Below are 25,288 nucleotides of genomic sequence, written 5' to 3'. Positions count from 1 at the left end.
TCAGTGAGCCTCACCCAGGTACGCGTCGCGCACCCGCTGGTCGGCCAGGAGCGAGTGCCCCGGACCGTCCAGAGTGGTCTTGCCGAGGTCGATCACGTAGCCGTGGTCCGACAACGCCAGCGCCGCGAGGGCGTTCTGCTCCACCAGGAGGATGGTGGTGCCCAGCGACTGCAGTTCCTTGATGGTGTCGAAGATCCGCTGCGTCATGATCGGCGAGAGACCCATCGAGGGCTCGTCGAGCATCAGCAGGCGGGGCTTGGACATCATCGCGCGACCGATGGCCAGCATCTGCTGCTCACCACCGGAGAAGAGCCCGGCCTTGTTGTGCCGCCGCTCCCCCAGGACGGGGAAGAGGTCGTACACGCGCTGCATGTCGGCCTGCACGCCGTCGTCCTTGCGGACGTAGGCACCGAGCTGCAGGTTCTCCTCCACGGTCATCCGCGGGAAGAGACGACGGCCCTCAGGCGAGTGCGAGATGCCCATGCCCAGGATCGCGTGCGCCGGTTCGCTGTGGATCGGCTTGCCCTGGAACAGGATCTCGCCGGACTTCGGCCGCAGCAGACCCGAGATGGTGCGCAGGGTCGTGGTCTTGCCCGCACCGTTCGAGCCGATCAGCGACACGATCTGGCCGGCCTCGACGGTGAACGAGATGTCGCGGACGGCCTCGATGGCGCCGTAGGCGACCGAGAGGTTGCGGACTTCGAGCAGCGCGGTCATGCCTGCTCCTCCTCAGCTGCAGCAGCGGCCTCGACGTCGTGCTGGACTTCCTCCGGCGGCTTGCCGAGGTAGGCCTCGACCACCCGCGGGTCCGCCCGCACGACCTCGGGGCTGCCCTCGACGAGCAGTTCGCCCTGCACGAGCACGGAGACCGAGTCGCACAGCCCGAAGATGAACTTGATGTCGTGCTCGATGACCACGACGGACACACCCGTGTCGCGGATGCGGAAGATCAGCTGCTGCGTCGCTTCCGTCTCCTGCGGGTTCATACCCGCGGTGGGCTCGTCCAGCAGCAGAACCGCCGGGTCCGTCGCCAACGCGCGCGCGATCTCCAGACGGCGCTGGTCGCCGTACGGCAGGTTGCGCGAGAGCTCGTCCTCGACGCCGTTCAGGCCGACGAACGCGAGCAGCTCCCGCGACCGCTCGCGGGCCGCCTTCTCGCCGCGCTGGTAGGCCGGGCCGTGGAACAGCGAGGCCAGCGGGCCCTGCTTCATCCGGACGTGGCGGCCGACCATGACGTTCTCCAGCACGGTCATGCTGGGGAACAGGCGGATGTTCTGGAACGTGCGGGCCACGCCCGCGTCCGTCACCTTCGCCGGGTCGCCGGGCAGGACGTTGCCCTTGAGCAGCACCTCACCCGTGGTCGGCGTGTACAGACCCGTCAGGCAGTTGAAGAACGTCGTCTTCCCCGCGCCGTTCGGACCGATCAGGCCGACGATCTTGCCTTCTTCGAGCGTCAGTGTGACGCCCTTCAACGCCTTGAGGCCACCGAAGACCATCGAGACGTCACGCGCTTCCAGTACAGGCGTGCTCATGCCTTCTTCGCCTCCACATGCGCCTCTTCGGCGTTCTCATCAGCGCGCTCGACCATCTCAGCGCGCCTGTGCGCATCGGGGATCAGCCCCACCGGGCGGAACCGCATGATCAGGATCAGCGCGAGGCCGAAGATCATGAGGCGGTAGTCCTCGAAGTCGCGGAGCTTCTCGGGCAGCACGAACAGCAGCGCGGCACCGAGAACGGCACCGGGGATCGAGCCCATGCCGCCGAGGATGACCGCCGCGAGCAGCGTGACCGACTCGAGGAACTTGAACGACTCGTACGAGACGGTGCCGTTCTTGTGCGCGAACACCGCGCCCGCGAGACCCGCGAGCATGGCACCGATGAGGAACGCGAGGATCTTCATCTTGCCGGTGCGGATGCCCATCGCGCGGGCAGCGTCCTCGTCCTCCCGGATCGCGATCCACGCACGGCCGATGCGGCTGAACTTGAGGTTCGCGAACACCGCCATCGTCGCCGCGACGAGCAGCACGATGAGGATGTAGTAGAGGACACCGGCGGGCAGCTTCACCGCGCCGATCGTGAACGACTTGTTGAACTCCGCTCCGAACAACGACAGCGCCGGGATGCCCGGGATGGCGTTGGAGCCGTTGGTGAAGCCACCGATGTCGTTCTGCGCGGAGCGGGTGAAGATCTCACCGAACGCCAGCGTCACGATCGCGAGGTAGTCACCGCGGACCCGCAGCGTCGGCGAACCGACGATCGCGCCGAAGATGCCGGCCACGACGGCCGCGATCACGGCGGCGACGGGGAACGGCAGGTCGAAGCCGAAGTACGCGGTGGCGGCACCGGAGAAGTTCGCTGCCACGAGGGCACCGATACCCATGAACGCCACGTACCCGAGGTCGAGCAGACCCGCGAGACCGACGACGATGTTCAGGCCGATCGCGGTGGCGGCGTAGATGCCGATGTTCGCCGCGACGGTCATCCAGTACTCGTTGCCCGCCTCGGTGAACGGCAGCAGCAGCGCGCACGCCGCCAGCACGACCACGCTGAACACGCGGTGCTGCTCGGACAGCGCCGAGAGCCAGCGGATGTAGCCGACGCCGCTGAGCGCGCCGAGCACACCCGCGGCGAACCCGAGGAACGACAGGAAGATCGCACCCGCGTACGGGTTGGCCGAGCCGACACCACCGGTGGTCAGCATCGCGGCGACGGCGTAGAGCACGGCGCCGAACGACAGCAGCAGCACCAGGTACGCGAGCGGGGTGGAGAGCTTGAACTTCCACTCGCCCACCGGCTCGATGCCGATGCCGTACCCCGCGAGGATCGCCAGCACACCGGCCACGAGGCCGACGACGCCACCGAACGCGGTGGCACCGTCGAGGGCCGTGATGGCACCGAGGCCACCGCCCTTGACCGTGATGTACGCGGCGTTGACGAACGACACGAGGGTGAGGCCCCAGCCGAGCGCCCGGACGACGCGGCCCTTGGACGGGACCGGCGCGAACGCGGCGACCAGGATGAGGACGCCCAGCAGCAGGACGTGCCAGCGGAACCCGGTGACGAGGAACGGCGCGTCGAAGAACTGCAGCGTCGACTTGTCCGGCCAGTTGCCGTCGTTGAGACCGAACGTGACCCACGGCAGCAACGCCGCGACGATGCCCAGGACGCCGCCGGCGGCCGCGAACGGCTTGCCGAGGGGTGCGAGCGCGGAACGCTTCGCAGAAGTGTCGACCGTACTCATGCGCGCACCCTTTCCGGCTCACCGAACAGACCCTGCGGGCGGAAGACGAGCACGAGGATCAACACGACGAAGATCCACACGTAGTCGTACTGGGTGCCGCCCGGCATGTACTGACCGGCAACGGTCTTGATCAGACCGATGATGAACGCGCCGATGACCGCGCCGCGGATGCTGCCGACGCCGCCCAGGACGGCCGCCGTGAAGGCGAAGATGCCGTTCTGGAAGCCCATGTCGATGTTGATGTTGTTCAGGTAACCGCCGAACATGATGCCCGCGACACCGGCGAGGACAGCGCCGATGATGAACGTCAGCACGATCACGCGGTCGGGGTTGACACCCATGAGCTTCGCGGTGTCGGGGTCCTGCGCGGTCGCCCGCATCGCGCGTCCCATGCGGGAGCGGTTGATGTAGGTCTGCAGGATGACGGCGAGGCCGACCGAGAGCACGACGAGCAGCACACCGGTCCACGAGATGTTGACCGAGCCGATCGTGAGGTTGCCCTCGGGGAAGACCTTCGGGTAGGGCAGGTTGGACTTGGCGTTCGGGTAGAAGACGCGCACGGCCTCCTGCAGGAACACGGACACGCCGAGCGCTGTGATGAGCGGCGCCAGCCGGGGCGCGTTGCGCAGCGGCCGGTAGGCGAACCGTTCCATGATCACGGCGACGACGACCGCCACCAAGATGCCGCCGACGAACATGAGCGGCAGGGCCACGGCAGGCGACTTCTTGAGGTCGTCAGGAAGAAGCGTGAACGTGGCAAGGCCTCCGTACGAGGCCACCATGAAAACCTCGCCGTGGGCGAAGTTGATCAGCTGGATGATGCCGTACACCATCGTGTACCCGAGGGCGATCAGGGCGATCAACGCACCCTGAATGACCCCGTTGGCCAGCTGTTGGAGCAGGACTGACACGACTACCTCCGTAGACGGCGGGGGCGAGCAAAGAACGCCCGCCCCCGCCGTGGCTCAATCAGTTTTTCGGTAGTCGTCAGCCGGTGAAGGTGCCGGTCTGAACGTCCTTCCACTTGGCCGAGGTGACCTGGTAGACGGTCAGCACCTTGTTCGTGCTGTCGCCGTACTGGTCGAACTTGACCTCACCAGTGGCACCGGAGCCGGAGTAGGCACCGACGTTGGTCAGCATGGCGTCACGCTTCGAGTCGTCCCACGCGGCGCCGCCCTCGAGGGTCTTGCCGAGGGCACCGATGATCGCGTTCGCGGCGTCGTAGGAGAACGCACCGTAGGCGGCGTAGTCCTCCTTGCCGAACTTGGCCTTGTACGCGTCGACGAAGGCCTTGGCCGTGGCCAGGGACTCGGTCGGGGCACCGACGGAGGTGGCGAGGTCGCCCTCCTTGCCGCCGAGCTCGATGTACTTGCCGTCGAAGATGCCGTCGCCGCCCATCAGCGGAACGTCGAGACCGGCGTCCTTCATCTGCTTGGACAGCGGGCCGGCGACCGGGTACTCACCGCCGTAGTAGACGGCCTCCGGGCCGAGGGCCTTGATCTTGGCGATGACGCCGGAGAAGTCGGTGTCCTTCTCGCCGACCTTCTCGGAGCCGACGATCGTGCCACCCTTCTTGGCGACCTGCTTCTGCAGCTCCGCCGCGAGGCCCTCACCGTAGGTCTTGCCGTCGGTGATGATGGCGATCTTCTTCTTGCCGGCCTTCTCGACGAGGTAGTTGGCCGCGTACGGGCCCTGCAGGTCGTCGGTGGTGCAGACGCGGAAGTAGTTGTCGAACTGGCGCTTCGGGGCCGTCAGGAAGTCATTGCCCCTGGTCAGCGACGGGTTCGTGTTGGCGGGCGACACCTGGGGGATCTTCTTGTCCCGCAGGATCGGCTGCACGGTCTGGGCGACCGACGAGTTCAGCGTGCCGACGACACCCACGACGTTCGGGTCGGTCGACAGCTTCGTGGCGGCCTGGGCACCCTTGGCGGGGTTGGCCTCGTCGTCCTGGGCGGACACGGTCAGCTTGAAGCCCGGAACCGTGCACTTCTTGTTCGCCTCGTCCACGGCGAGCTCGGCGGACTGCTTGATGCCGACGCCGAGAGCGGACAGGTTCCCGGACAACGGGGCGACAACACCGACGGTCAGAGTGCCCTTCGACGTGTCGCAGCTGCCCCCGGTGGTGCCGCCGCCCTCGGTCTTGTTCGAGCCACAGGCTGCAAGAACAAGCAGCGAGGCGCCGACGATCGCTGCGGACTTCACAGAGTGCTTACGCACGTGATGTCCCTCCTATATCCCTGCTCCCGGCTACGCGAGATCTCCGCGCACCGCTCCATCACCCTCTCCTGAGGGATGGCCGGAACCTAGGCGATGACTGTGACCGCAGTCATCAAAGCCAATGGGCTCGTGACCATAACGCAACGCGGCGTTATGTTTTACTTAAGCAATGTCACAGACCGTAGCCTTCGTTCACTCTTTGGACGGCTGCCATAACGTGGACGTATGACTCCGCGTCGTCGGGTGATCACCGCGATGAGCATCGTCGCGGTTCTGGTCGGTTCGGTCCTGGTTCTGCGCGCTACCGATGATGCCTCGAAGAAGCCCAGTTCAGAGGCCATTCGCTTAACTAAGTACACAGCAGATTTCGTCAAGGTTTCGTCGCCGCCGGCGCAGCCCGGCCCCCCGTCCACCGTTTGGAGCAGTGACGGACGAGTCCAATGGACTCCCGTGGAAGGCGCGGCGGGCTACGAGGTCGCCGGGAAACTCGTCGCGTCGCCCGAGGTCGCGGGCTCCGGAAGGCCCGAGGTGCGCGCCGTCGACGCCTTCGGCCAGCGGTCCCGGCCGGTCAGGGCGGAGGAACGCCCGAGCGACGACAGCTGGCGCCGGAAGATCAACGGCTGGATCGACGACTTCGACGACACGTTCCTGGAGCGCCGCTACCACCTGAGCGGGCGGCGGGGGTGCGTGAACCCCGGCTCCGGCTCGGGAGGCCGCCTGGTGCTCGACATGCCGTGCGGCAACGACACGGCCGTGCTGCGCGCGAGGACGCTTCTGAGCTTGAACGAGTCGGGCGAACTGGGCCGTGTGGCCGTGGTGACGGACGCGGCCGGACCGCGCGGGAAGCTCGTGCTCGACCTGGTCCCCGGAACCCCCGATCGCCTCGGACCCATTCCTCCTGCCGATGCGATCCGCGTGGTGGTGGACGACTCCGTGGCGCCGGGAACGCGCGGCGCGGGCGTTCTGCATCGATTCGAAGCGGTGCTGACAGATAACGATGTGCGCGTTGTGCAAGATGGCGCCGAGATCGCGACGCTGCCGGTCGTGCCGAGGTGGCGCGAGGCGAGCGTGCTCGTCAGCGTGACGCCGCCGCCCGGCTACCCCGGACGCGTGGAGATCGACGCCGTGGGCATCACCGGTTCACGCGGCCCGGCCGACGAGGTGATCGAGACACAGCTGGTGGCGGGGACGTTGCGCGTGCTCGAACCCGAGGAGGAGGCGCCGGGCATCGGCGTGGCACGCGCACCGTTGCGCACGGCGCCTTCAGCGCGTCTGCGGACGACGGTGCGTTTCGGTGACGGCGGCGACCCGAACGGGCTGGTCGCGCAGCTCGGGCCGGCGCGGCTGCCGTTGCGGCCGGCGGTGAGCGGCTGGTCGTCGGCGGAGAACAGCGAGTTGACGCTGGTCGGGGACGTGCCCGCCGAGCTGCTCGGGGAGTCCGGGCCGAACGCGCTGACGCCGTTAGTGCTGCGGATGCCCGGCGCGTCGCAGGCCCAGGTGCTGGAGAGCTACCTGGAGGTCCCCGGCCGGTCCGAGGTGAAGCTGGAGAACGCTCCGGGCGAGCCGCCGCCCGTTTTGCCCGTCATGACCGCTGAGTTCGCCGCTGCGGACCCGAACGACGCACGACTGGTGATCACCCTCGACGCGGCCTCCGCGCGCTCTGTGGCGCCGATAGCGGGCTTCGAGGTGTACGTGGACGGCTCTCTCGCGGCGACCGTGCCGATGCCGGGTGGCATAGGTGGGAGGCACGAGCTGCTGCTTTCGCTGAAAGGCAGCCACAACGCCGAAGTCCGCCTGCGCCCCGAGGATCCGGGACGGCAGACGGACTCCGTGCTGCTCGAACTCAGACGCTGATCAGCCGAAGTTCTCGATGACGGCCTCTGCGACGGCCTTCATCGTCGTGCGGCGGTCCATGGCGGTGCGCTGCACCCAGCGGAACGCCTCCGGCTCGCTCAGACCCTGCTTGGTCATGAGAATGCCCTTGGCCCGCTCCACGACCTTGCGGGTCTCCAGGCGCTCGGTGAGCCCGGCGACCTCCTGCTCCAGCGCGGCCAGTTCGTTGAACCGGCTCATCGCCAGCTCGATCGCGGGCACGAGGTCCCGCTTGGCGAACGGCTTGACCAGGTAGGCCATCGCACCCGCGTCGCGGGCGCGCTCGACCAGGTCGCGCTGGCTGAACGCGGTGAGGATCACGACCGGCGCGATCCGGTTGCCCGCGATGTGCTGCGCCGCTTCGATCCCGTCGACCTTGGGCATCTTGACGTCCAGGATCACCAGATCGGGGTCGAGTTCGGTCGCGAGCTTGATGGCCTCTTCGCCATCTGCGGCCTCGCCCGCCACGTCGTAGCCCTCTTCGCGCAACATCTCCACGAGGTCGAGGCGGATCAACGCCTCGTCCTCGGCGACGAGCACGCGGGGGGCCTTGCGCGTGGCATCGGACTGGGCCTCGGCAGCCTGCTGGGTCACCGGGGTCCTCCTGACGATCGTTCCTGCGGGCGAAAGCGCAGTCTACCGGCGGCCGGGCCGCTGATCGGGCTGACCAGCCGTGACGGCAGACACGAACTCCTCCGGCCACGGATAGGTCCGCATGCCCTCCTCGACGTCCTCGGTCGGCGCGTCGATGCGGCGCAACGTGACGGCGCGGGTGGTTCCGAAGTCGGGGTGGCCGAGCTTCTGCCGGATCTCGTCCTCGGCCGGACCGCCGGCCCATTCGACGAACCAGGCCCCGCCCATCGGGAGTGCTCGCAACCAGCTGGCTTCATGCCACAGGTGTACCCGGCGCAGAAGAGCGCTCCCAGTGGCCGGTTCCGCGATCTCGTCGTCGTTGCCGCCGCCGTCGGTGTACTCGACACCGCGGAACTCGTGCATCCAGCGCACGTAACGCATGCCGAGGTCCCACGCCTGCTCGTCGACCCCGGCCAGCACGACACCGGCGTCACCGGTGGTCAGCTCGGACGACCTGCGGTACTGCCGGTGCTCGAGACCGGCGACGCCCATGCCGAAGCCGCCCTCGGTGCGCGGCAGGAGCTCGAACAGCAGCGGGCCGAGAGCCCTGTCGCTCAGGTGCAGCCGCAACGTCTCCCCCGGTTCCACCGTCTGGAACGCGTGGGCGGGCCTGATGATGCTCGCGGGCGGCATCAGCTGGAGCACGCTCGCGGCGGCACACCCAGCCGTCAGGACCTCGGCCTCCAACCGCTGCTGGGACCCGGTGGTGGCGTCGGGCAGCACCGAGTCCCCGTCGCGGACGGCCGGGACCACCTGGGACAGGTTCTCGCCGGTGTAGGTGCGCCGCAGATCGGCGAGCTGGTCCGTGGTGGACAGACGTGCCATGACAGCAGTCCTCGTTTCCGCCGCCCGGCTCGGCCGACAAGGACGCATGTGTCACGCGTCTACGTGGTCAGTTCGCTTCGGCGAGCAGGAGTTGCTGAACACTGCGGCGGAGAGTGCCGCTCACTGCCGGGGAGCGGCTCCAGCCTCACGTCTGCTCGGACGCCACCCACCACGTTACCGGACCGGCGCACCTGGTTTTCCGCTCTAGTCGGCTCCCACGATGAGCTTGTACCTCACGTCGACCTCGACACCGCCGGGCGCCGAGCCGCGGATCACGAGCTCGTGCTCACCGGAGGCGGGCGCGGAGATCCACGCGTAGAGACCGCAGCCGACGGAGTTGATCCGCCCGGCCGAGGTGCCGTACGGGTTGCCCGCGCGCGCTTCGTAGGTGAACGGCGTGGCGGGCACCTTCGTGAGCGCCTGGGTGGAGCCGTCCAGCAGCACCTCGCCCTGCGCGCTCTTCATGAACTTCTCGCAGGACGCGACGTCGCTCGCGAGGTTCACGACCGGGGCGAGCAACGGCTTGGAGGCGGGGACCCGGCACTGCCGCTCGACCGGCTCCTCGCCGAGCGTCCCGGCGAGCAGCCAGACCTCGACGGGCTGGTCCCGCATGCAGAAACGCCCGGAGGTGTCGGACACCGGGTTGGTGCCCGAGGGCTGGGAGGCCCAGGTCCACCAGCGCGCCTGGAAGTCGGCCGGCGCGAGCTTGTCCGAAGTGGACGATGGAGAGGTGGGGGGTTGTGCCGCCATTTGCGCGTTTCCGCCACAACCGGCGAGCAGTAAAACCAAGAACAGCAGGACAATCCTCACTGGTTCTCGCGTCCCTTGCGTCGTTGTTCCTCCGCGCGCTCACGGCAGCGGCGCAGGAACTCCTGATCGTCGTCGGCATCGGTGGCCGAGAACCGTCCCGGCCGGTCGTACTCGGAAAAAGCGGGAGCACCTCGTTCATGCGTTCCGAATCGCGCGCGTCCAGTCCCCACCACCGGACGGCCCGCAACGAGCCACGCGATCGATCCCACCAACGGGAACAGCAAGACCAGGAGAAGCCACATCATCTTCGGCAGATTGCGAACCGAGCCTTCGTCGGTCGTGATCACATCCACGACAGCGAAGATCAACAGGCCCATCATCAGCACTCCGAACAGCCCACCGAAGTACAGCATCTCCACCCCCAGGTCGCGCGGTCGCCGCACATGGTGGCACAAGGGGCCACTCCCTGAACACAGTTCACTCGTCAATCATCTCGAGGCCAATTCACGAAGCCGTGAATCCGCCGAAACAAAGGCGCGAGAAGGCCGGAAATGCCGTCCCGCCGCGCGAGGTCCGCACCAGACCGAACCTCACGCGCACCACGCCCCGTTCGGCCGTCAGGTCCACCCGCGCTGACGGCCGAGCCGCCCAGCCAAATCGCCCTTCAGGACGAAAAGGCGCGGTGACGCGTCGAAAATCGACAAGTCTCCGCACACACCTCAATTGCGTTTCAGCGGAATCGATCGAGATTTCGCGGACCGGAACGTTCACACCGTCCCAGTTGGACTGAACTCGTGAGTGGAGCTGACGCTGAGCACCAGAACTGCTGCACGCCCGTTGCCGCCGCGGTAAGCGGCCCTTAGCGTCGAGGCCATGCCGAAGGGTGCCGAGAGCTTGCTGGCAGTGCTGGCCGCGCACGACGTCGAGGTGGTGTTCGGACTGCCCGGCGTGCACAACCTCGCCATCTGGGAGGCACTGCGGAAGCACCCAGGCATCCGCATGATCGGCGTGCGCCACGAGCAAACGGCGGTCTACGCCGCAGACGGCTACGCACGCGCCACCGGCAAGCTCGGTGTGGCGGTCGTGACCACCGGCCCCGGCGCGGCGAACACCCTGGGCGCCACGGGCGAGGCATGGGCGTCCGGGAGCCCGGTGCTCGTGATCGCCACGGACATCCCCTCGACGCTGCGGCGGCCCGGCGTGCACCGCGGCGTGCTGCACGAGACGCGCGACCAGAAGGCCATGTTCGCGCCGGTCACCAAGGCGTCGTTCGACGTGCCGTCCGCCCAGGATCTCGGCGCGTACGCCGACAAGGCCGTCCAGCAGGCCACGCGAAGCCCGCACGGCCCGGTGTACCTGGGCGTCCCGACGGACTTCCTGTCCGCCGACGTTCCGCACCACACCGTGACGAAGGCCGAGCCCGCGCACCTCGTCCCCGACCTCACCGAGGCCGAGAAGCTCATCGCCGGGGCGTCGAGGCCCCTGATCTGGGCCGGCGGCGGTGCGGCGCGTTCAGGCGCAGGAGCAGCCATCGGTGCGTTGGCCGCCAAGCTTCAGGCACCGATCATCACGACGTACGGCGCCCGCGGCCTGACGGACAGCCCTTACGTCGTGCGAGGTCCGGTGCACGCACCGCCCGTCGGAAAGCTGTGGGACGACGCCGATCTCGTCATCGCGGTCGGCACCGACTTCGACGGCATGATGACCCAGAACTGGTTGCAGCCGAAGCCGCGCACCCTGCTCGCCATCAACATCGACAAGGCCGAGGCGACCAAGAACTACCCGGCCGACGTCACGCTCGAAGGCGACGCCGCCGCCGTCACCACCGCCCTCGCCGCAACGGTGATGGCCAAGCCGGCCAGCGTCGACATCGAGTCCGTCAACGCGGAGGTGCGCGCACTGGCCGAAGCCGACTCCCCCGAAGCCGCGAAGCTGTTGCGGGCATTGGAAGACACCGATGCCACGATCGTCGCCGACATGTGCATCCCCGGCTACTGGATCGGCGGTTTCCACCACGTCACCAGACCGCGCGGCCTCGCCTACCCGGTCGGCTGGGGCACGCTCGGCTTCGGTTTCCCGGCGGCCATCGGCGCGGCCGTCGAACACCGCACGATCGCGGTCGTCGGCGACGGAGGTTTCCTCTTCGCGTGCGGCGACCTCGCGACGTTGAAGCAAGAAGGCCTGCCGCTCACCATCGTGCTCGTCGACGACGGCGGCTACGGCATGCTCCGCTACGACCAGCAGATCGCGAACCACGCCATCAGCGGCGTCGACCTGACCCGCCCGGACTTCGCCAAGCTCGCCGAGAGCTTCGGCATCCCCGCCGTCACCCTCGACGGCTTCGACGACCTCAGGTCCGCCCTCTCCGCCGCCGACGGCCCCACCATGATCGTGGTGAACGCGAGCCTCAAGCCCCCGATCAACACCTCCCCGCGCTGGTACCGCAAATCCGCCTCCTGATCAGGAACGCGCCGGGTACCGTCCGCACAGGGGACGTGGACGTTCGTCCCGGCCACCAGGAGCACGCCAAGCCCAGGAATGGTTGTCCCGCCACGACTGCAAACTCGTTGAACGACACCAACGGAACCATGGGAAACCGTCTGCCCCAAGCTCCGCCAGCACCACTGGAAGAACACCGGCCACTTAGGACGTTGGAGCACTTCCAACACGAACCCCTCTTCGGCTGAATTCGGCCGAACCTGGTGGAATCACACGATGTGTGGCTCTAGCTTCATTTCATGCCAAAGAGAGACTCCACGGTACGAGGACGTGAGTTCGGCGCGGGCATACGCGCGGCCATCGACAAAGCGGGCCTGACCGGACGCGGCGCCTCGCAACTCGCCGGCTGGGACCCCGCCAAGCTGTCCGACCTGATGAACGGCAAGGGCGGCATCAGCGAACACGACCTCATCCGGTTGCTGGGCGTGTGCCGCACACCGCTGGAGGAATCTGACCACCTGCTCACGATGTTCCGCGAGGCCGACCGCTCAGGCTGGCTCCAGGTGCACGGCGAGAGGTCTCCCGGCTGGCCGCGCACTCTCGGCGAGAACGAGAAAGTCGCCACCGAATTGCTGTGCTGGAGCATGCACCTCATCCCAGGCCTGCTCCAACTCCCGGACTACTTGCGCGCGCTGATCGAGGGGAACCCGAACTCGCCCGCGAAAGAAGCCGACGAACGCGTCGCAGCCCGAACCGCGCGCCAGCAACAGCTGATCAACCGGCGGTGCGTGATGACCTTCTTCATCCACGAACAGGCGCTGCACCTTCCCGTCGGCAGTTCTGAGCTGATGTCGGATCAGCTGCATCACCTCATGACCATGGGGCTCCGGCCGTACATCACTTATCGGATCGTGCCCACGTCTCTTGGAGCCCACGCGGGCACAGCAGGCTCGTTCACCTTCCTCAAGTTCGACAAACTGGAATCAGTCGTCTTCATCGACGCCGAGAACCACGGCGTCTACCTGGACGACAAGGCCTCCATCGAGGCTTACTCGCGCATCCTCAAGTCACTCGATCAGACCGCGCTGAGCGTGGAAGAATCGCAGGAGTTGATCGCCAGCATCATCTCCTGAGGAGCCGATCGCGATGACCGAATGGCGCAAGAGCAGCTACAGCCCCAACGGCACCGACTGCGTCGAGATCGGACGCGGCGTCGGGCTGCGGGACAGCAAGGCTCCGGCCGCCCACATCGCGCTCGGGACGGACGCCTGGTCCGCGTTCCTCGCGGCGGCGAAGGCTGACAAACTCGCCCGGTGACCCGAACCTGGCCCGAGAAGCGCGCCACCGACGAAAGCGTGCTCGCCTGGGAGTTCCTCGACTTCCTCCGCAAGACCGCCGTGCTCAAGGTCGACGGCCTGACCCGCGACCAGGCCGCGGCGGCCCCGATCGCCACGTCCCCGAAGCTGACGGCACTCGGCGTCCTGAAGCACCTGACGGCCGTCGAGCGGTACTGGCTGTGCATCGCGGGCGCGGGCCTCGACCTGCCGTCGCTGTGGGAGGGCGACCCGGACCCGTCCTGGGAGCTCGAAGACGACGACACCCCGGAGTCGCTCGTCCAGGCCTACCGCGAGGAATGGACGAACGCCGAGGCGCTGAAGAAGCTGGCCCCCGACGCGATGGCCGCCGACGGCGAACGCACCGTGCGGTGGATCCTGGCCCACGTGGCGCAGGAAACCGCGCGCCACGTGGGCCATCTGGACCTCCTCCGCGAACTCGCGGACGGGCAGACCGGCGAGTAGAGATCAGTCGGCGCGGGCCCGGCGGGCCCGCCACCGGTCGCGCAACTCGACGACCACGGCACCGACGAACATCAGCACGAACTGGCCGACGAACCACGCGAACGCCACCCAGAAGGTGGTCCGCAACCACAACACCAGGCTCGTGACCAACCAGACGGCGATCACGATCAAGAACACCAGCCCACGCTTCATGAGAACGTCTGGCCGCCTTTCTCCTTCACGGCTGGTACAGGTGACCTGCCACGGCGTTCCGGCACACCTCCTGGAGTGCGTTCACCGCGTCGCGCAGCAGGGGATTGGTGTTCGCCGTGCGGTGCACGACGTGCACGTGCCTGCGCAAAGGCTTGTGGCGCAACGGCATCGCATGCGTGCCGGACAGCTTCCTGTGCCCGAGCGCGGGAACGAGTGCGACACCGACACCGGCCGCCACCAGCGACTGCACAACCTCGTAGTCGTTGCTCCTGAAAGCGATCTTGGGAGCGAAGCCCGCCGCCGCGCACAGGCGCGTGAGACAGGTGGCACCGGAGGTCCCGTCGCGTGACGCGATCCAGCGTTCGTCCTTGAGGTCTTCGAGCTTGACGTTGTTCTTCGCCGCTTGGTGCCCGGCCGGCACCATGACCAGCAGGGACTCGTCGAGCAACGGCAGCACGGTCAGCTCTTCCGGCCACGTGCGCGGCACGAGGTCGTACGCGTAGACCAGCGCGAGGTCGAGGTCGCCGGACAGCACGAGCGGCAGCACGTCGTCCGGCTCCGCCTCGTCCAGGCGGATCTCGGCGCCCGGCAACTCCGCCTGCAGCTTCGCCAGCGCCTTCGGCACGACCCGCGCACTGGCCGTGGGGAACGTGCCGATCCGCAGGCGCCCGCGCAGGCCCTGCACCATCGCCTTCACCTCGTGCTCGAACCCGTCGAACGCCGCGAGCAACTCGCCACCGCGGTCGGCGATCAGCAGAGCGGCGGCGGCCGGCCTGATCGAGTGCGCCTCACGTTCGAAGAGCGTCACGCCGACCGCCCGCTCGAACGCCGAGATCTGCTGCGACACGGCCGACGACGTGTAGCCGAGGCGGCGGGCGGCCTCGGCGAAGGAGCCCGTCTTCACGACCTCGACGAGCGTGCGGAGATGGACCGGGTTGAGCACCAGGCCAGCTTATGCTCGACGTCGCGAGGTTTCGTTCTGCGACCTCTGGCGCATCCACGGCCCACCGACCAGGGTGGATGCATGCCCTACATCTCCACGAACCCGTCGAACACCTCCGACGTGGTCGCCGAGATCGAGCTCGGGACCAGCCGCGACTTCGTCGACGCCGCTCAGCGGGCCAAGGCCGCCCAGCGCGCGTGGGCACGCGTACCCGCGCCGGTGCGCGGCCAGGTCATCGGCAACATCGGCCGCCTGGTCGAGGCGAACTTCGAGCCCCTCTCCCAGCTCGTGACCCGAGAGATCGGCAAGCCGATCGCGGAGGCCCGCGGCGAGGTGCAGGAGATCGTCGACACCGCGAACTTCTTCGTCGGCGAGGGCAGGCGCCTCTACGGGCAGACGGTCCCCTCGGAGATGGCGGACAAGCAGCTCTTCACGTTCCGCAACCCGGTCGGTGTCGCGGCGATCATCACCGCGGGCAACTTCCCGGTCGCCGTGCCGTCCTGGTACATCATCCCGGCGTTGCTGTGCGGCAACTCCGTCGTCTGGAAGCCCGCCGAGTACTCCGCCGCGTCGGCCCAGGCCTTCTACGACGTGTTCCAGGCCGCCGGCATCCCGGACGGCGTGTTCGAGATCGTCTTCGCCGAGGGCTCGGAGACCTACGACGGACTCGAACAGTCACTGCGGCAAGGGCTGGTCGACAAGGTCGGCTTCACCGGGTCCAGCGAGGTCGGTGTGCGCATCGGCGAGCTGTGCGGACGCCACCTCCAGACACCGTGCCTGGAGCTGGGCGGCAAGAACCCGATGGTCGTCACCGAGGACGCGGACCTCGACCTGGCCGTGCAGGGCGCGTTGTTCGCCGGCTTCGGTTCCGCGGGCCAGCGCTGCACCTCGCTCGGCACGGCGATCGTGCACGAGTCGGTGCACGACGAGTTCCTGACCCGGTTCGTCGAGGCCGTCGCCACTGCCACCGTGGGCGACCCGACCGGTGATGTCCTCTACGGACCGTTGCTGGACGAGAAGTTCGCACTGGCGTACGAGAAGTACCTCGGCTGGATCGGCGAGCACCACGTGGTGCACGGCCCGACCGGCCGCATCTCGGCCACCAGTCCGCGCAACGGTTTCACTGGCGAGAACGGCTTCTTCTACCACCCCGCAATCGTTTCCGGTGTGCGCGACGACGACGAACTGTTCCTGCAGGAGACGTTCGGCCCGCTCGTCGGCGTCATGAGCTACTCGGACCTCGACGAGGCGATCGAGCTCGGCAACAAGCCGGGCTACGGCCTCTCCTGCTCGATCTACACCACGGACCCGAACAAGGCCTTCCGGTTCCGCGCCGGCATCTCCGCCGGAATGGTCAGCGTCAACAACTCGACGTCCGGGGCCGAGGCGCACCTGCCGTTCGGCGGCAATGGCAAGAGCGGCAACGGCTCCCGGCAGTCGGGCGTGTGGGTGCTCGACCAGTTCACCCGCTGGCAGTCCATGAACTGGGACTACTCCGGGAAGCTGCAGAAGGCGCAGATGGACACTCTCGCGATCGAGGCGAACCTTGACTTCCGCCTCGCCTGAGCTGCCCGCTCAAGCAGAGGTCGTCGTCATCGGCGGCGGGGTGATGGGCACATCCATCGCCTTCCACCTCGCCGAGGCAGGAGTCCGGGACGTCGTGGTCGTGGAGAGGGATGACCTGGGGTCCGGCTCCACCTGCAAGGCAGCGGGTGGAGTGCGCGCCCAGTTCTCCGACGAACTGAACATCAGGCTCGGAGCTCGATCCATCGAACTGTTCCAGCGCTTTCCGCAGCGCCCCGGGCAGGAGATCGATCTGCACCAGGTCGGCTACCTGTTCCTCCTTTCCTCTCGGGAACACGTCACGGCGTTCGAGCGCAACGTCGATCTCCAGAACTCCCTCGGCGTGCGCAGCCGCATGCTGACTGTCGAGGAGGCCCGGCGGATCTCGCCGCTGATCGAAACGGACGGCCTGCTCGCGGCGACCTTCTCGCCCGACGACGGACACTGCACGCCTGAGTCCGTCGTACTGGGCTACGCCACCGCTGCCCGCCGATCCGGTGTCCGCTTCCACACCAGAACAACCGTGAGATCGATCGTAGGGACGGGGTCTGACACTTTTCGCGTCGAAACCGACCGCGGGGCGGTTTCAGCGCGGACTCTGGTCTGCGCGGCGGGTGCCTGGTCGCGGGAGATCGGCCAGATGGTGGGCGTTGACCTGCCCGTTTCCCCCTTGCGGCGGCAGATCATGTTCACCGAACCCATGCCGGAGCTACACGATCGGGTGACTCCCTTCACCATCGACTTCGGCAGCACCTTCTACTTCCACCGCGAGGGCCGGGGACTGCTGTTCGGCATGTCCGATCCCGACGAGACACCGGGTTTCAAGCTCGACATGTCGGACGCGTGGCTGCCCCGCCTCACCGAGGCCATCGCCAGGCGGGCACCGAGACTGCTGGACGTGGGCGTGCGCGACGGGTGGGCCGGGCTGTACGAGGTGACGCCGGACCACAACGCGCTGATCGGTTCAGCGGGCAGGTTCTTCTACGCCACGGGCTTCTCGGGACACGGGTTCCTGCAGGGGCCCGCGGTCGGCGAGGTCGTGCGCGATCTCGTGCTCGGACGCGAGCCCTTCGTCGACGTGTCCAGTCTGGACGCCTCCAGGTTCGCCGCCGACAAGGCACGGCCGGAACTCAACTGCGTGTGAGGAATGTGATGGACGTTCTCGAGCTCATGGACGAGTGGGGGCCGGAGAAGGTCGTCTGCGTGTCCGACCGGCGCACCGGCATGAAAGGTGTGCTCGTCATCGACAACACCGCGCGCGGCATGGGCAAGGGCGGCACGCGGATGAGCCCGCACGTGACGGTCGCGGAGATCGCCCGTCTCGCGCGCGTGATGACGTGGAAGTGGGCCGGCGTCGACCTGTTCTTCGGTGGCGCGAAGGCGGGCATCGTGTTCGATCCTTCTTCTCCTGACAAGGAAGCGGCGCTGCGGGCGTTCGCGCGCAAGCTCTCCAACGAGGTGCCGCGCGAGTACGTGCTCGGGCTCGACATGGGCCTCACGGAACGGGACGCCGCGATCGTCCAGGACGAACTGTCGGACCGCGGCGCTATGATGGGCGCACCGGCTCAACTCGGTGGTCTTCCGTACGACGAGCTGGGCGTCACCGGGTACGGCGTGGCCGAGGTGGCGGACGAGTTGGTGGTGCTGCGCGGCAAACGCGTGGCGATTCAGGGTTTCGGCGCGGTGGGTGCCGCGGCGGCGAAGCGGTTCGCCGAACTCGGCGCCGTCGTCGTCGCCGTGTCGTCGATGCACGGGGCGCTGGTGGACCCCGGCGGCCTCGACGTCGCACGACTGCTGAAGCTGCGAGGCGAGTTCGGTGACCTCGCGGTGCAGGAGTACGGCGGCGTCCGCGCGCTCGGTGCCGAACTCCGGGTGCCGTGCGACGTGCTGGTGCCGGCCGCCCTGCAGGACGTGATCGACGCGGAACTCGCGGGTGAGCTCGACACCGCCCTGGTGGTGGAGGGTGCGAACCTGCCGACTTCCGCTGCGGCACAAGAGGTCCTCGCAGCACGCGGGATCACGGTCGTGCCGGACTTCATCGCGAACGCCGGCGGCGTGGTCGCGGCGGCGTTCGGCATGGACGCGCGGTACTCGCCGTTCCCGGTCGATCCCGCGACAGTGCTGGAGGCCGTGTCCTCGAAGCTGAGGGCGAACGCGGTCACCATCATCGCCGAGGCGCGAAGTCGTGGCACCACGACACATGTGGCGGCGCGTGAGCTGGCGCAGGAACGCGTGCTGGCCGCGATGAAGCTGCGGGGACGGGTCGCATGAGCTCCCTCGAAGGCGTGGTGATCGCGGACTTCAGCCGGGTGCTGGCGGCGCCGTACGCGACGATGGTGCTGGGCGACCTCGGTGCCGAGGTGGTCAAGGTCGAGCAGCCCGGCAAGGGCGACGAGACCCGAGCTTGGGGTCCGCCGCACTACGAGGACGAGGCGACGTACTTCCTGTCCGTCAACAGGAACAAGACATCGGTGCAGATCGACCTGTCGACCGAGGCGGGCCGGGAGCAGGCGCGTGAGCTGATCGCGCGGGCGGACGTCGTGGTCGAGAACTTCAAGCCGGGCACGATGAAGAAGTTCGGGCTCGACTACGAGTCGCTCGGGCGGGACGACCTGGTCTACTGCTCGATCTCGGGGTTCGGTTCGGGCAAGGGCGCCGACCTGCCCGGCTACGACCTGCTCGTGCAGGCCGTGGGCGGGTTGATGAGCGTGACCGGGCCCGGTCCGTACGAGCCGGTGAAGACCGGCGTGGCACTGGTCGACGTGCTGACCGGGTTGCACGCGTGCGTCGGCATCCTGGCGGCGTTGCGGCACCGGGAGGCGACGGGGCTGGGACAGCTCGTCGAGCTCGACCTGCTAACGGTGTTGTTGTCGAGCATGGTGAACCAGAGCGCGGGCTTCACGCTGGCCGGGTCGGTGCCGAAGCCGATGGGCAACCGGCATCCGTCGATCGCGCCGTACGAGGTGTTCCCAACGGCCGACCAGCCGATCGTGCTCGCGGTGGGCAACGACCGGCAGTTCCGCCGGTTGTGCTCGGTGCTGGACGTGCCCGAGCTGGCCACGGACCCGCGGTTCGTCACGAACTCCGACCGGGTGGAGAACGTGGACGAGCTGTTCGAGGTGCTCGCGGCGAGGCTGCGGGCGCGCCCGGCGCAGCACTGGTTCGAGACGCTGACGCCGCTGGGTGTCCCGTGTGGCCCCGTCAACGATGTCGCGCGCGCGTTCGCGCTGGCGGAGTCGCTGGACCTCGGCCCCACCGCGACGATCGACGGCATGACGCTCGTCGCGAACCCCATCCGCCTGTCGCGCACGCCGGTGACCTACCGGCTGCGCCCGCCGAAACTGGAGCAGTGACGTGCAGGACCCGTTGGAGCTGCTGGACATCCCGTCGTTGTTGAGCGACGAGGAACGCGACATCCAGGCCACGGTCGCGGCCTTCCTTTCCGACCACGTCCGGCCGCACATCGCCTCGTGGTTCGAGGCGGGCGTCCTGCCGCGCGAACTGGCGCAGGAGCTGGGCAAGCTCGGCGTGCTGGGCATGCACCTGGAGGGGTACGGGTGCGCGGGGACGTCCGCGCTGGCGTACGGGCTCGCGTGCCTGGAGCTGGAGGCCGTCGACAGCGGCATCCGCAGCTTCGTGTCCGTGCAGGGCTCGCTGTCGATGTACTCGATCTGGAAGTACGGGTCGGAGGAACAGAAGCAGGAGTGGCTGCCGCGGCTGGCCGCCGGTGAGGCGATCGGGTGCTTCGGGCTGACCGAACCGGACTTCGGCTCGAACCCGTCCGGCATGCGCACGCGCGCCGTGCGCGACGGCGCGGACTGGGTGTTGAACGGCACCAAGACGTGGATCACCAACGGTGGTCTCGCGGACGTGGCGACGGTGTGGGCGCGAACCGAGGAGGGAATTCGAGGATTCCTCGTTCCCCGCGGCACGCCCGGATTCACGACGCGGGACATCAAACAGAAGCTGTCGATGCGAGCATCCGTCACCTCCGAGTTGGTCCTCGAGGACGTGCGGCTACCGGAAAGCGCCCGGCTGCCGCTCGCGACTTCCTTGCGCGCACCGCTGACATGTCTGAACGAGGCGCGGTTCGGGATCGTGTTCGGCGCTGTCGGTGCCGCGCGGGATTCGTTGCAGGCGGCTCTCGACTACTCCGGCACGCGTATTCAGTTCGACCAACCGATTGCCTCCTTCCAGCTCACCCAGCGCAAGCTCGCGAGCATGACGGTCCAGGTCAGCAACGCGATGCTGCTGGCGTTGCACCTCGCGCGGCTCAAGGAGGCCGGCACGCTCAAGCCCGAGCAGATCAGCGTCGGCAAGTACAACAACGTCGAGTCGGCCATCGCGATCGCGCGGGAAAGCCGGACCATCCTCGGCGCGAACGGCATCTCGCTCGAGTACTCGCCCTTGCGTCACGCCAACAACCTGGAATCCGTACTGACTTACGAGGGCACTTCCGACATCCACCTGCTATCCATCGGCCACGCGTTGACCGGAATCGCCGCTTTCCGTTGATCGTTCGCCCTATCCTGCACTCCGCAACGGGGTTCGCGGGTGGGAGGACGTTCTGCCGGAGGAGACAAACAGCCGCAGTGACGCGCGTCGCAACCGCAAGCGATTGCTGGATGCCGCGACGCACGTTCTGCGGGCTGAACCAGCAACGGCGACGATGCAGTCGATCGCGCGCAAGGCCGCGCTTTCGCAAGCGACGGCGTATCGGCACTTTCCCTCCGTGGAAGCGCTCGTGGCGGCCTACCACGAAGACGTCATAGCGTCGTTGGCCGAACACGGCGAACGGTCTCGCAAGACGGGCAAAGAACTGTTCGAGCACCAAGTTGCGCGGTGGGTGAAGCTGCAGAACGTGCACGGCCCGGTGATAGCGCGGTTCTCGTCGCAGCGCGGGGTTCTGGAACGGATGCGCAACGCCGAGAACTTAGCGGCGCTGACGTGCAGCGCGTGGGACCCGGCGTTGCGCGGCGTGCTGATCGACCTCGCGCTACCGGACGCGATGCTGAACGTGGCGCGGTTCCTGCACCACTCGTTGTTCGACTCGCGGGAGATCCTCGATCTGACGAGAACCGCCGGGCTGCCTGACGAACAGGTGGTCCGGCGGCTCTCGGACGCGTTCTACGGCGCGTTGAAGGGCTGGGCGCGCTCAGACGCGTGAGGCTTCCTCGATGAGGTCGACGATCTCCGCGGGGTGCGAGGCGAGCGACACGTGGCTGGACGCGAGCTCGACGGTCCTGAGCGGCTTCATCCGCTCCGCCATGCGGCGCTGGTTCTCCGGAGCGATCATCCGGTCCTCCGTCGACACCTGGTACCAGGACGGCTTGGTCCGCCACGCGGGCTCCGACACCTCGGAGCCGAACGCCACGCCGAGCGGCGCCTTCTGCGTGACGGCCATGACCAGCGCCTCGTCCTCGGACAGGTCCTGGCAGAAGCTCTCGTGGAACCGGTTCTCGGCGATCCACAAGTGGCCGTCCGAGTCCGGCGCGACGACGTCGTGCGCGGCCGGCGGATGCACCGCGCTGATCGCCGCCAGGCTCTCGCCCGCGTCCGGCGCGAACGCCGCCACGTAGACCAGCCCGATGACGTTCGGCAGGTCACCGGCCTCGGTGATCACGGCGCCGCCGTAGGAGTGGCCGACCAGGAGGACGGGGCCGTCGACCTGGTTGATCATTTGACGCGTGCGCGCCGCGTCGTCGGCGAGCGAGGTAAGCGGGTTCTCCACGGCCTTGATCGACGAGAACCCGCGCGCACGCAGTTCGACGATGACCTTGGCCCAGTGTGCTGCGCCGCCCCAGAACCCGTGCACCAGCAGCACGGTCGGCTTCGTGGACATGAAGTCGGTCTCCTCACCGTTCACACAGGACATACTTGCCGTGCGAGCTTATGAGAACAGTGGAGTACCGGATATGACCGAGAAGCCGAGGAACTTTGCCGTTCCCCCAGAACCGCTCATCCGGTCGGAGCACGGCGGCCGGGACGCGCTGTCGGACGTCCTGCAGTCGATTCATCTGCGGGGCGGTGAGGTCGTCCGCAGTTACGACACCACGGCGCGATACCCGTCCGGCGCGCGCTTGGTGCATCTCGTCGAACACGGCACCGTGCGCGTGGAGTCGTCTGACGGGCCGGTGGAACTCGCCGCAGGTGACATGGCACTGCTTGCGCGCGGGGACGCCCACACCGTGCGTGGCGGCGCCAAGGCGTCGTGGTTCACCGGCGAGTACCTGGCCGAACCGGTGGCTGCGGCGCCGCTGCTCGGGGTGCTGCCCGGCGCGATCGTCGTGCGCGGCGCCCTGGAGGACGCCCGATGGCTGCCGCTGGGACTCACGTTGATGATCACCGAGGTGAACGAGCCGCGACCGGGCTCCCGCGTGATGGTGTCGCGGCTGCTGGACCTGCTGTTCATCCAGGCCCTGCGCCTGTGGTCCGACTCCGGCAGGCAGACCGACCCAGGCTGGCTGAGGGCCGCGCTGGATCCCGCGCTCGGCGCGGTGCTCTCCGCGATCCACCGCGCTCCCGAACGGGACTGGCAGGTGGAGGACCTGGCACGGATCGCCGCGCTGTCGCGGTCGGCGTTCGCCACCCGATTCACCGAGGTGCTCGGCCAGTCCCCCGGCGCCTACGTGCTGCGGCAACGCCTGGAGCACGCGGCACGCCTGCTGCTCACCACGACCGAGCAGGTCGGACGGATCGCAGCAGGCGTGGGGTACTCGGAGGCAGCCTTCAGCCGTGCGTTCACACGCGCCTACGGCAGTTCACCGCGTGCTTGGCGTGCCTCGGTCAGAGCCCGAGGGGAAGCACCCACTTCAGCTCCGACTTGATGTTCGGGCGGCCGTCGAGCGGGTTCTCCCCGGCGATGCCGCCGGCCGCGATCTTGTCCAGGGTCTTCAGGCCCTCCGGCAGGATCTGGCCGAACACGGTGTAGTTGGGCCGCAGGACCGAGTCGGACTGCACGAGGAAGAACTGCGAGCCGTTCGTGTCCGGGCCGGCGTTCGCCATGGCGAGCGTGCCGCGCGGGTAGATGCGGCGCTGGCCGGTCGGGTCGTTCGGCGCGGGCTGCAGGTCGGTCGGCAGCTCGTCCTCGTACTTGTAACCGGGGCCGCCCTCACCCGTGTTGGACGGGTCGCCGCACTGCAGCACCTTCAGCGTCGGGTAGGCGGTGAGCCGGTGGCACTCGGTCTGGTTGTAGAAACCGCGGTGTGCCAGGTGGATGAAGCTGTGCGTGGTGCACGGGGCCTTGGCGCGGTCGAGCAGCAGCGGGACGTCGCCCTGGTTCGTCTTCACCTTGACCAGGACCTTGCCCTTGGTGAACCACGGGTCACGCGGGATCGACACCGGACGCGCGGCCGGCTCCTCCGGGGTCGCGGTGTAGCCGCAGTCGGGCCGGGCCGTCTGGACCTCGGCGGACGCGGTGCCCGTCGTGATGAAACCCACGGCCAGCGCCGCCACTGCCAGTCCAGCTGCGATTCGCCTCATGCGCGTTTCCTAGTGGAGCAGGAGGGAGCGGGCAAGGTTTAACGGATCACTCAGTTGTCCGTGGACTCGGTGATCTCCACGCGGAGCCTGCACGTCGCCTGCCCTGTCTGCGGCTTGACCATCAGCGTGATCCTGCCGAGCGCGTTGGCGAGCAGACCGGTTGTGGGTCCTACTATTTGACCGACCAGCCGGGATTCCCGGGCCCAGGCGGCGATCTCGACGCGGTTGCGAGCGTCCAGTTTGGTCTGAACGCTCGAGGATCTGCTGCTGTGCACCACCGTCAGCGGTGCGCTGGCGTTCGGCGCGTTGATCACGCTCGGGCCCGCGTTGATCTCACCGGTGCTAAGGCTGATCGGCCTTCCGTTGCGGTGCGGCACCATCGCCTCGCTCGCGGTGAGCGGTGTCAGTCTCGTCATCGCGACGCTCACGGGCGCGAACACGTTGCAAGGGCTGGGAAAGGCGGAGATGGCAAGTGCTTTTTCGCCGACCTGGAGATAGTCGGTCCGGTCGACGCCGGGCCGTTGAGAGCCGCCGGTCTCACGGACGTGCTCCCCTACCGACGCACCGAGATCACCGTCAACAGCACGCTCACGATGCGCGCCACCGACCTCGACATGACCAAGCTCCGCGATCTCACCGACTTCCGCGTCGACTCCGGCGCTCTGGCAGACATGGGGCCACGCAGGATCATCCTGTCGAACTCCACCGCGAGCCGGCTCGGCTCGACCACGGCGCTGTCGGCGCTCGAACGGACCCGTGAGTCCGGTCTGTTGCGGGCGATCGGCCTGACCCGCGGGGAACTCGGCCGCATGGTCACGACCGAGGCCGGCCTGTACGGGGTCGTGGGCTCGGTGAGCGGACTCGCCATCGGCATCCCCTACGCGTGGCTCGCGATCATCTCGCTCGGCGTCGAATGGCCCCTGCAGGTGCCTGTCGTGCCCGTCGCCGCGGTGGTGCTCGCCCTGGCCGCGCTCACCGCGGCCGCGGGGTTGCTGCCCGCCCGCCGCGCCGCGCGGGTCAGTCCGGTCGCGGCGCTTCACTCGATCCAGTGACGTGTACCGGATACGAGACGGGGTACCCGAACTGCATAGGGAGGTAATGCAGTCATGGGATTCGACGAATTGAAGAACAAGGCCAAGGACCTCATCGGCCAGCACGGAGACAAGGTCGACGACGGTGTCGAGCGCGCGGGCCAGTTCGCCGACGACAAGACCGGTGGCAAGCACAGCGAGCACATCGACAAGGGCGAGGACAAGCTCAAGGAAGGCCTTCGGAACTTCGGCGGCCAGCAACAGCAGTGACGGGACCTACTCAGAGTGGGTTCCTGAGGCT

28 protein-coding genes are annotated in these 25,288 nt (G+C 67.9%); 14 read left to right on the top strand and 14 right to left on the bottom strand.

What is annotated here, in order from left to right:
- The 5 genes from ORI60_RS32030 to ORI60_RS32010 all read right to left on the bottom strand — a co-directional run bounded on the left by ORI60_RS32030 (position 1) and on the right by ORI60_RS32010 (position 5,458).
- Entirely contained in the window at positions 1-717 is a 717-nt protein-coding gene (locus ORI60_RS32030) for an ABC transporter ATP-binding protein (RefSeq protein ID WP_266041735.1), read from the bottom strand.
- Positions 714-1,532, bottom strand: coding sequence for an ABC transporter ATP-binding protein (locus ORI60_RS32025; protein WP_266041734.1), 819 nt, complete (start codon positions 1,530-1,532; stop codon positions 714-716). Before ORI60_RS32025 ends, ORI60_RS32030 begins: the two co-directional genes overlap by 4 nt.
- On the bottom strand, positions 1,529-3,241 hold the full coding sequence (locus ORI60_RS32020) for a branched-chain amino acid ABC transporter permease (protein WP_266041733.1): 1,713 nt from the start codon (positions 3,239-3,241) through the stop codon (positions 1,529-1,531). The genes ORI60_RS32025 and ORI60_RS32020 overlap by 4 nt, the downstream gene beginning before the upstream one ends.
- Positions 3,238-4,152 carry a branched-chain amino acid ABC transporter permease gene (locus tag ORI60_RS32015; RefSeq protein ID WP_266041732.1) on the bottom strand — a complete coding sequence of 305 codons (915 nt, stop codon included), beginning with the start codon at positions 4,150-4,152 and terminating at the stop codon, positions 3,238-3,240. The genes ORI60_RS32020 and ORI60_RS32015 overlap by 4 nt, the downstream gene beginning before the upstream one ends.
- Before the next feature lie 76 nt (positions 4,153-4,228).
- A complete protein-coding gene (locus tag ORI60_RS32010; RefSeq protein ID WP_266041731.1) occupies positions 4,229-5,458 on the bottom strand; it encodes a branched-chain amino acid ABC transporter substrate-binding protein in 1,230 nt (409 codons plus the stop codon).
- 450 nt (positions 5,459-5,908) lie between these two features.
- Here ORI60_RS32010 and ORI60_RS32005 point away from each other — a divergent pair, with 450 nt between their 5' ends.
- A complete protein-coding gene (locus ORI60_RS32005) occupies positions 5,909-7,312 on the top strand; it encodes a hypothetical protein (RefSeq protein WP_266041730.1) in 1,404 nt (467 codons plus the stop codon).
- On the opposite strand, the gene ORI60_RS32000 is transcribed toward ORI60_RS32005, so the two are convergent.
- From ORI60_RS32000 to ORI60_RS31985, 4 genes are all read right to left on the bottom strand, one after another.
- Positions 7,313-7,924, bottom strand: coding sequence for an ANTAR domain-containing response regulator (locus tag ORI60_RS32000; RefSeq protein WP_266041729.1), 612 nt, complete (start codon positions 7,922-7,924; stop codon positions 7,313-7,315). It abuts the gene before it with no gap.
- A gap of 42 nt (positions 7,925-7,966) precedes the next feature.
- Entirely contained in the window at positions 7,967-8,788 is an 822-nt protein-coding gene (locus ORI60_RS31995; protein ID WP_266041728.1) for a hypothetical protein, read from the bottom strand.
- Positions 8,789-8,992: 204 nt separating this feature from the next.
- Positions 8,993-9,538 carry a hypothetical protein gene (locus ORI60_RS31990; RefSeq protein ID WP_266041727.1) on the bottom strand — a complete coding sequence of 182 codons (546 nt, stop codon included), beginning with the start codon at positions 9,536-9,538 and terminating at the stop codon, positions 8,993-8,995.
- Positions 9,539-9,594: 56 nt separating this feature from the next.
- Positions 9,595-9,951: a PLDc N-terminal domain-containing protein gene (locus ORI60_RS31985; protein ID WP_266041866.1), complete on the bottom strand. Its 357-nt coding sequence runs from the start codon at positions 9,949-9,951 to the stop codon at positions 9,595-9,597.
- A gap of 460 nt (positions 9,952-10,411) precedes the next feature.
- On the opposite strand from ORI60_RS31985, the gene ORI60_RS31980 reads away from it, so the two are divergent.
- From ORI60_RS31980 to ORI60_RS31965, 4 genes are all read left to right on the top strand, one after another.
- Positions 10,412-11,998: a thiamine pyrophosphate-binding protein gene (locus ORI60_RS31980; RefSeq protein ID WP_266041726.1), complete on the top strand. Its 1,587-nt coding sequence runs from the start codon at positions 10,412-10,414 to the stop codon at positions 11,996-11,998.
- A 278-nt stretch (positions 11,999-12,276) separates the two neighbouring features.
- Positions 12,277-13,110: a helix-turn-helix domain-containing protein gene (locus ORI60_RS31975; protein WP_266041725.1), complete on the top strand. Its 834-nt coding sequence runs from the start codon at positions 12,277-12,279 to the stop codon at positions 13,108-13,110.
- A 13-nt stretch (positions 13,111-13,123) separates the two neighbouring features.
- Entirely contained in the window at positions 13,124-13,294 is a 171-nt protein-coding gene (locus ORI60_RS31970) for a DUF397 domain-containing protein (RefSeq protein WP_266041724.1), read from the top strand.
- Positions 13,291-13,776, top strand: coding sequence for a DUF664 domain-containing protein (locus tag ORI60_RS31965; RefSeq protein WP_266041723.1), 486 nt, complete (start codon positions 13,291-13,293; stop codon positions 13,774-13,776). The genes ORI60_RS31970 and ORI60_RS31965 overlap by 4 nt, the downstream gene beginning before the upstream one ends.
- 3 nt (positions 13,777-13,779) lie before the next feature.
- Here the strand turns inward: ORI60_RS31965 and ORI60_RS31960 are convergent, their stop codons facing one another.
- Both ORI60_RS31960 and ORI60_RS31955 read right to left on the bottom strand, forming a co-directional pair.
- Positions 13,780-13,953 carry a hypothetical protein gene (locus ORI60_RS31960; RefSeq protein WP_266041722.1) on the bottom strand — a complete coding sequence of 58 codons (174 nt, stop codon included), beginning with the start codon at positions 13,951-13,953 and terminating at the stop codon, positions 13,780-13,782.
- Positions 13,954-13,993: 40 nt separating this feature from the next.
- A complete protein-coding gene (locus ORI60_RS31955) occupies positions 13,994-14,911 on the bottom strand; it encodes a LysR family transcriptional regulator (protein WP_266041721.1) in 918 nt (305 codons plus the stop codon).
- Between the two features lie 81 nt (positions 14,912-14,992).
- Between ORI60_RS31955 and ORI60_RS31950 the strand changes: the two genes are divergently transcribed.
- The 6 genes from ORI60_RS31950 to ORI60_RS31925 all read left to right on the top strand — a co-directional run bounded on the left by ORI60_RS31950 (position 14,993) and on the right by ORI60_RS31925 (position 21,641).
- Entirely contained in the window at positions 14,993-16,477 is a 1,485-nt protein-coding gene (locus ORI60_RS31950) for an aldehyde dehydrogenase family protein (protein WP_266041720.1), read from the top strand.
- A gap of 43 nt (positions 16,478-16,520) precedes the next feature.
- On the top strand, positions 16,521-17,618 hold the full coding sequence (locus tag ORI60_RS31945; protein WP_416234527.1) for an NAD(P)/FAD-dependent oxidoreductase: 1,098 nt from the start codon (positions 16,521-16,523) through the stop codon (positions 17,616-17,618).
- A gap of 8 nt (positions 17,619-17,626) precedes the next feature.
- Positions 17,627-18,745, top strand: a complete 1,119-nt coding sequence (locus ORI60_RS31940) for a Glu/Leu/Phe/Val family dehydrogenase (RefSeq protein WP_266041718.1) — start codon at positions 17,627-17,629, stop codon at positions 18,743-18,745.
- Positions 18,742-19,827 carry a CaiB/BaiF CoA transferase family protein gene (locus ORI60_RS31935; protein ID WP_266041717.1) on the top strand — a complete coding sequence of 362 codons (1,086 nt, stop codon included), beginning with the start codon at positions 18,742-18,744 and terminating at the stop codon, positions 19,825-19,827. Before ORI60_RS31940 ends, ORI60_RS31935 begins: the two co-directional genes overlap by 4 nt.
- 1 nt (position 19,828) lies before the next feature.
- Positions 19,829-20,989, top strand: coding sequence for an acyl-CoA dehydrogenase family protein (locus tag ORI60_RS31930; RefSeq protein ID WP_266041716.1), 1,161 nt, complete (start codon positions 19,829-19,831; stop codon positions 20,987-20,989).
- Positions 20,990-21,092: 103 nt separating this feature from the next.
- Positions 21,093-21,641 (top strand): TetR/AcrR family transcriptional regulator, encoded by a 549-nt coding sequence (locus tag ORI60_RS31925; protein ID WP_266041715.1) that lies wholly within the window; start codon positions 21,093-21,095, stop codon positions 21,639-21,641.
- Here ORI60_RS31925 and ORI60_RS31920 read toward each other — a convergent pair.
- Positions 21,630-22,316 (bottom strand): alpha/beta hydrolase, encoded by a 687-nt coding sequence (locus ORI60_RS31920; protein WP_266041714.1) that lies wholly within the window; start codon positions 22,314-22,316, stop codon positions 21,630-21,632. The genes ORI60_RS31925 and ORI60_RS31920 overlap by 12 nt on opposite strands.
- A gap of 73 nt (positions 22,317-22,389) precedes the next feature.
- Here ORI60_RS31920 and ORI60_RS31915 point away from each other — a divergent pair, with 73 nt between their 5' ends.
- Positions 22,390-23,301, top strand: coding sequence for an AraC family transcriptional regulator (locus tag ORI60_RS31915; protein ID WP_266041713.1), 912 nt, complete (start codon positions 22,390-22,392; stop codon positions 23,299-23,301).
- Here the strand turns inward: ORI60_RS31915 and ORI60_RS31910 are convergent.
- Both ORI60_RS31910 and ORI60_RS31905 read right to left on the bottom strand, forming a co-directional pair.
- A complete protein-coding gene (locus tag ORI60_RS31910) occupies positions 23,261-23,956 on the bottom strand; it encodes a peptidylprolyl isomerase (RefSeq protein ID WP_266041712.1) in 696 nt (231 codons plus the stop codon). The two genes, ORI60_RS31915 and ORI60_RS31910, sit on opposite strands and share 41 nt — an antisense overlap.
- A 50-nt stretch (positions 23,957-24,006) precedes the next feature.
- Entirely contained in the window at positions 24,007-24,372 is a 366-nt protein-coding gene (locus ORI60_RS31905; RefSeq protein ID WP_266041711.1) for a hypothetical protein, read from the bottom strand.
- 129 nt (positions 24,373-24,501) lie between these two features.
- Between ORI60_RS31905 and ORI60_RS31900 the strand changes: the two genes are divergently transcribed.
- Both ORI60_RS31900 and ORI60_RS31895 read left to right on the top strand, forming a co-directional pair.
- Positions 24,502-25,008, top strand: coding sequence for an FtsX-like permease family protein (locus ORI60_RS31900; RefSeq protein ID WP_266041710.1), 507 nt, complete (start codon positions 24,502-24,504; stop codon positions 25,006-25,008).
- A 54-nt stretch (positions 25,009-25,062) separates the two neighbouring features.
- Positions 25,063-25,257: an antitoxin gene (locus ORI60_RS31895; protein WP_191302704.1), complete on the top strand. Its 195-nt coding sequence runs from the start codon at positions 25,063-25,065 to the stop codon at positions 25,255-25,257.
- The last annotated feature ends 31 nt before the right edge of the window (positions 25,258-25,288 follow it).

This window comes from Lentzea sp. NEAU-D7 (assembly GCF_026242055.1).
In the GTDB taxonomy this organism is placed as follows: Bacteria; Actinomycetota; Actinomycetes; order Mycobacteriales; family Pseudonocardiaceae; genus Lentzea.
Note: the sequence above shows the minus strand (reverse complement) of the source record. Positions and strands in the feature narration are given on the sequence as shown.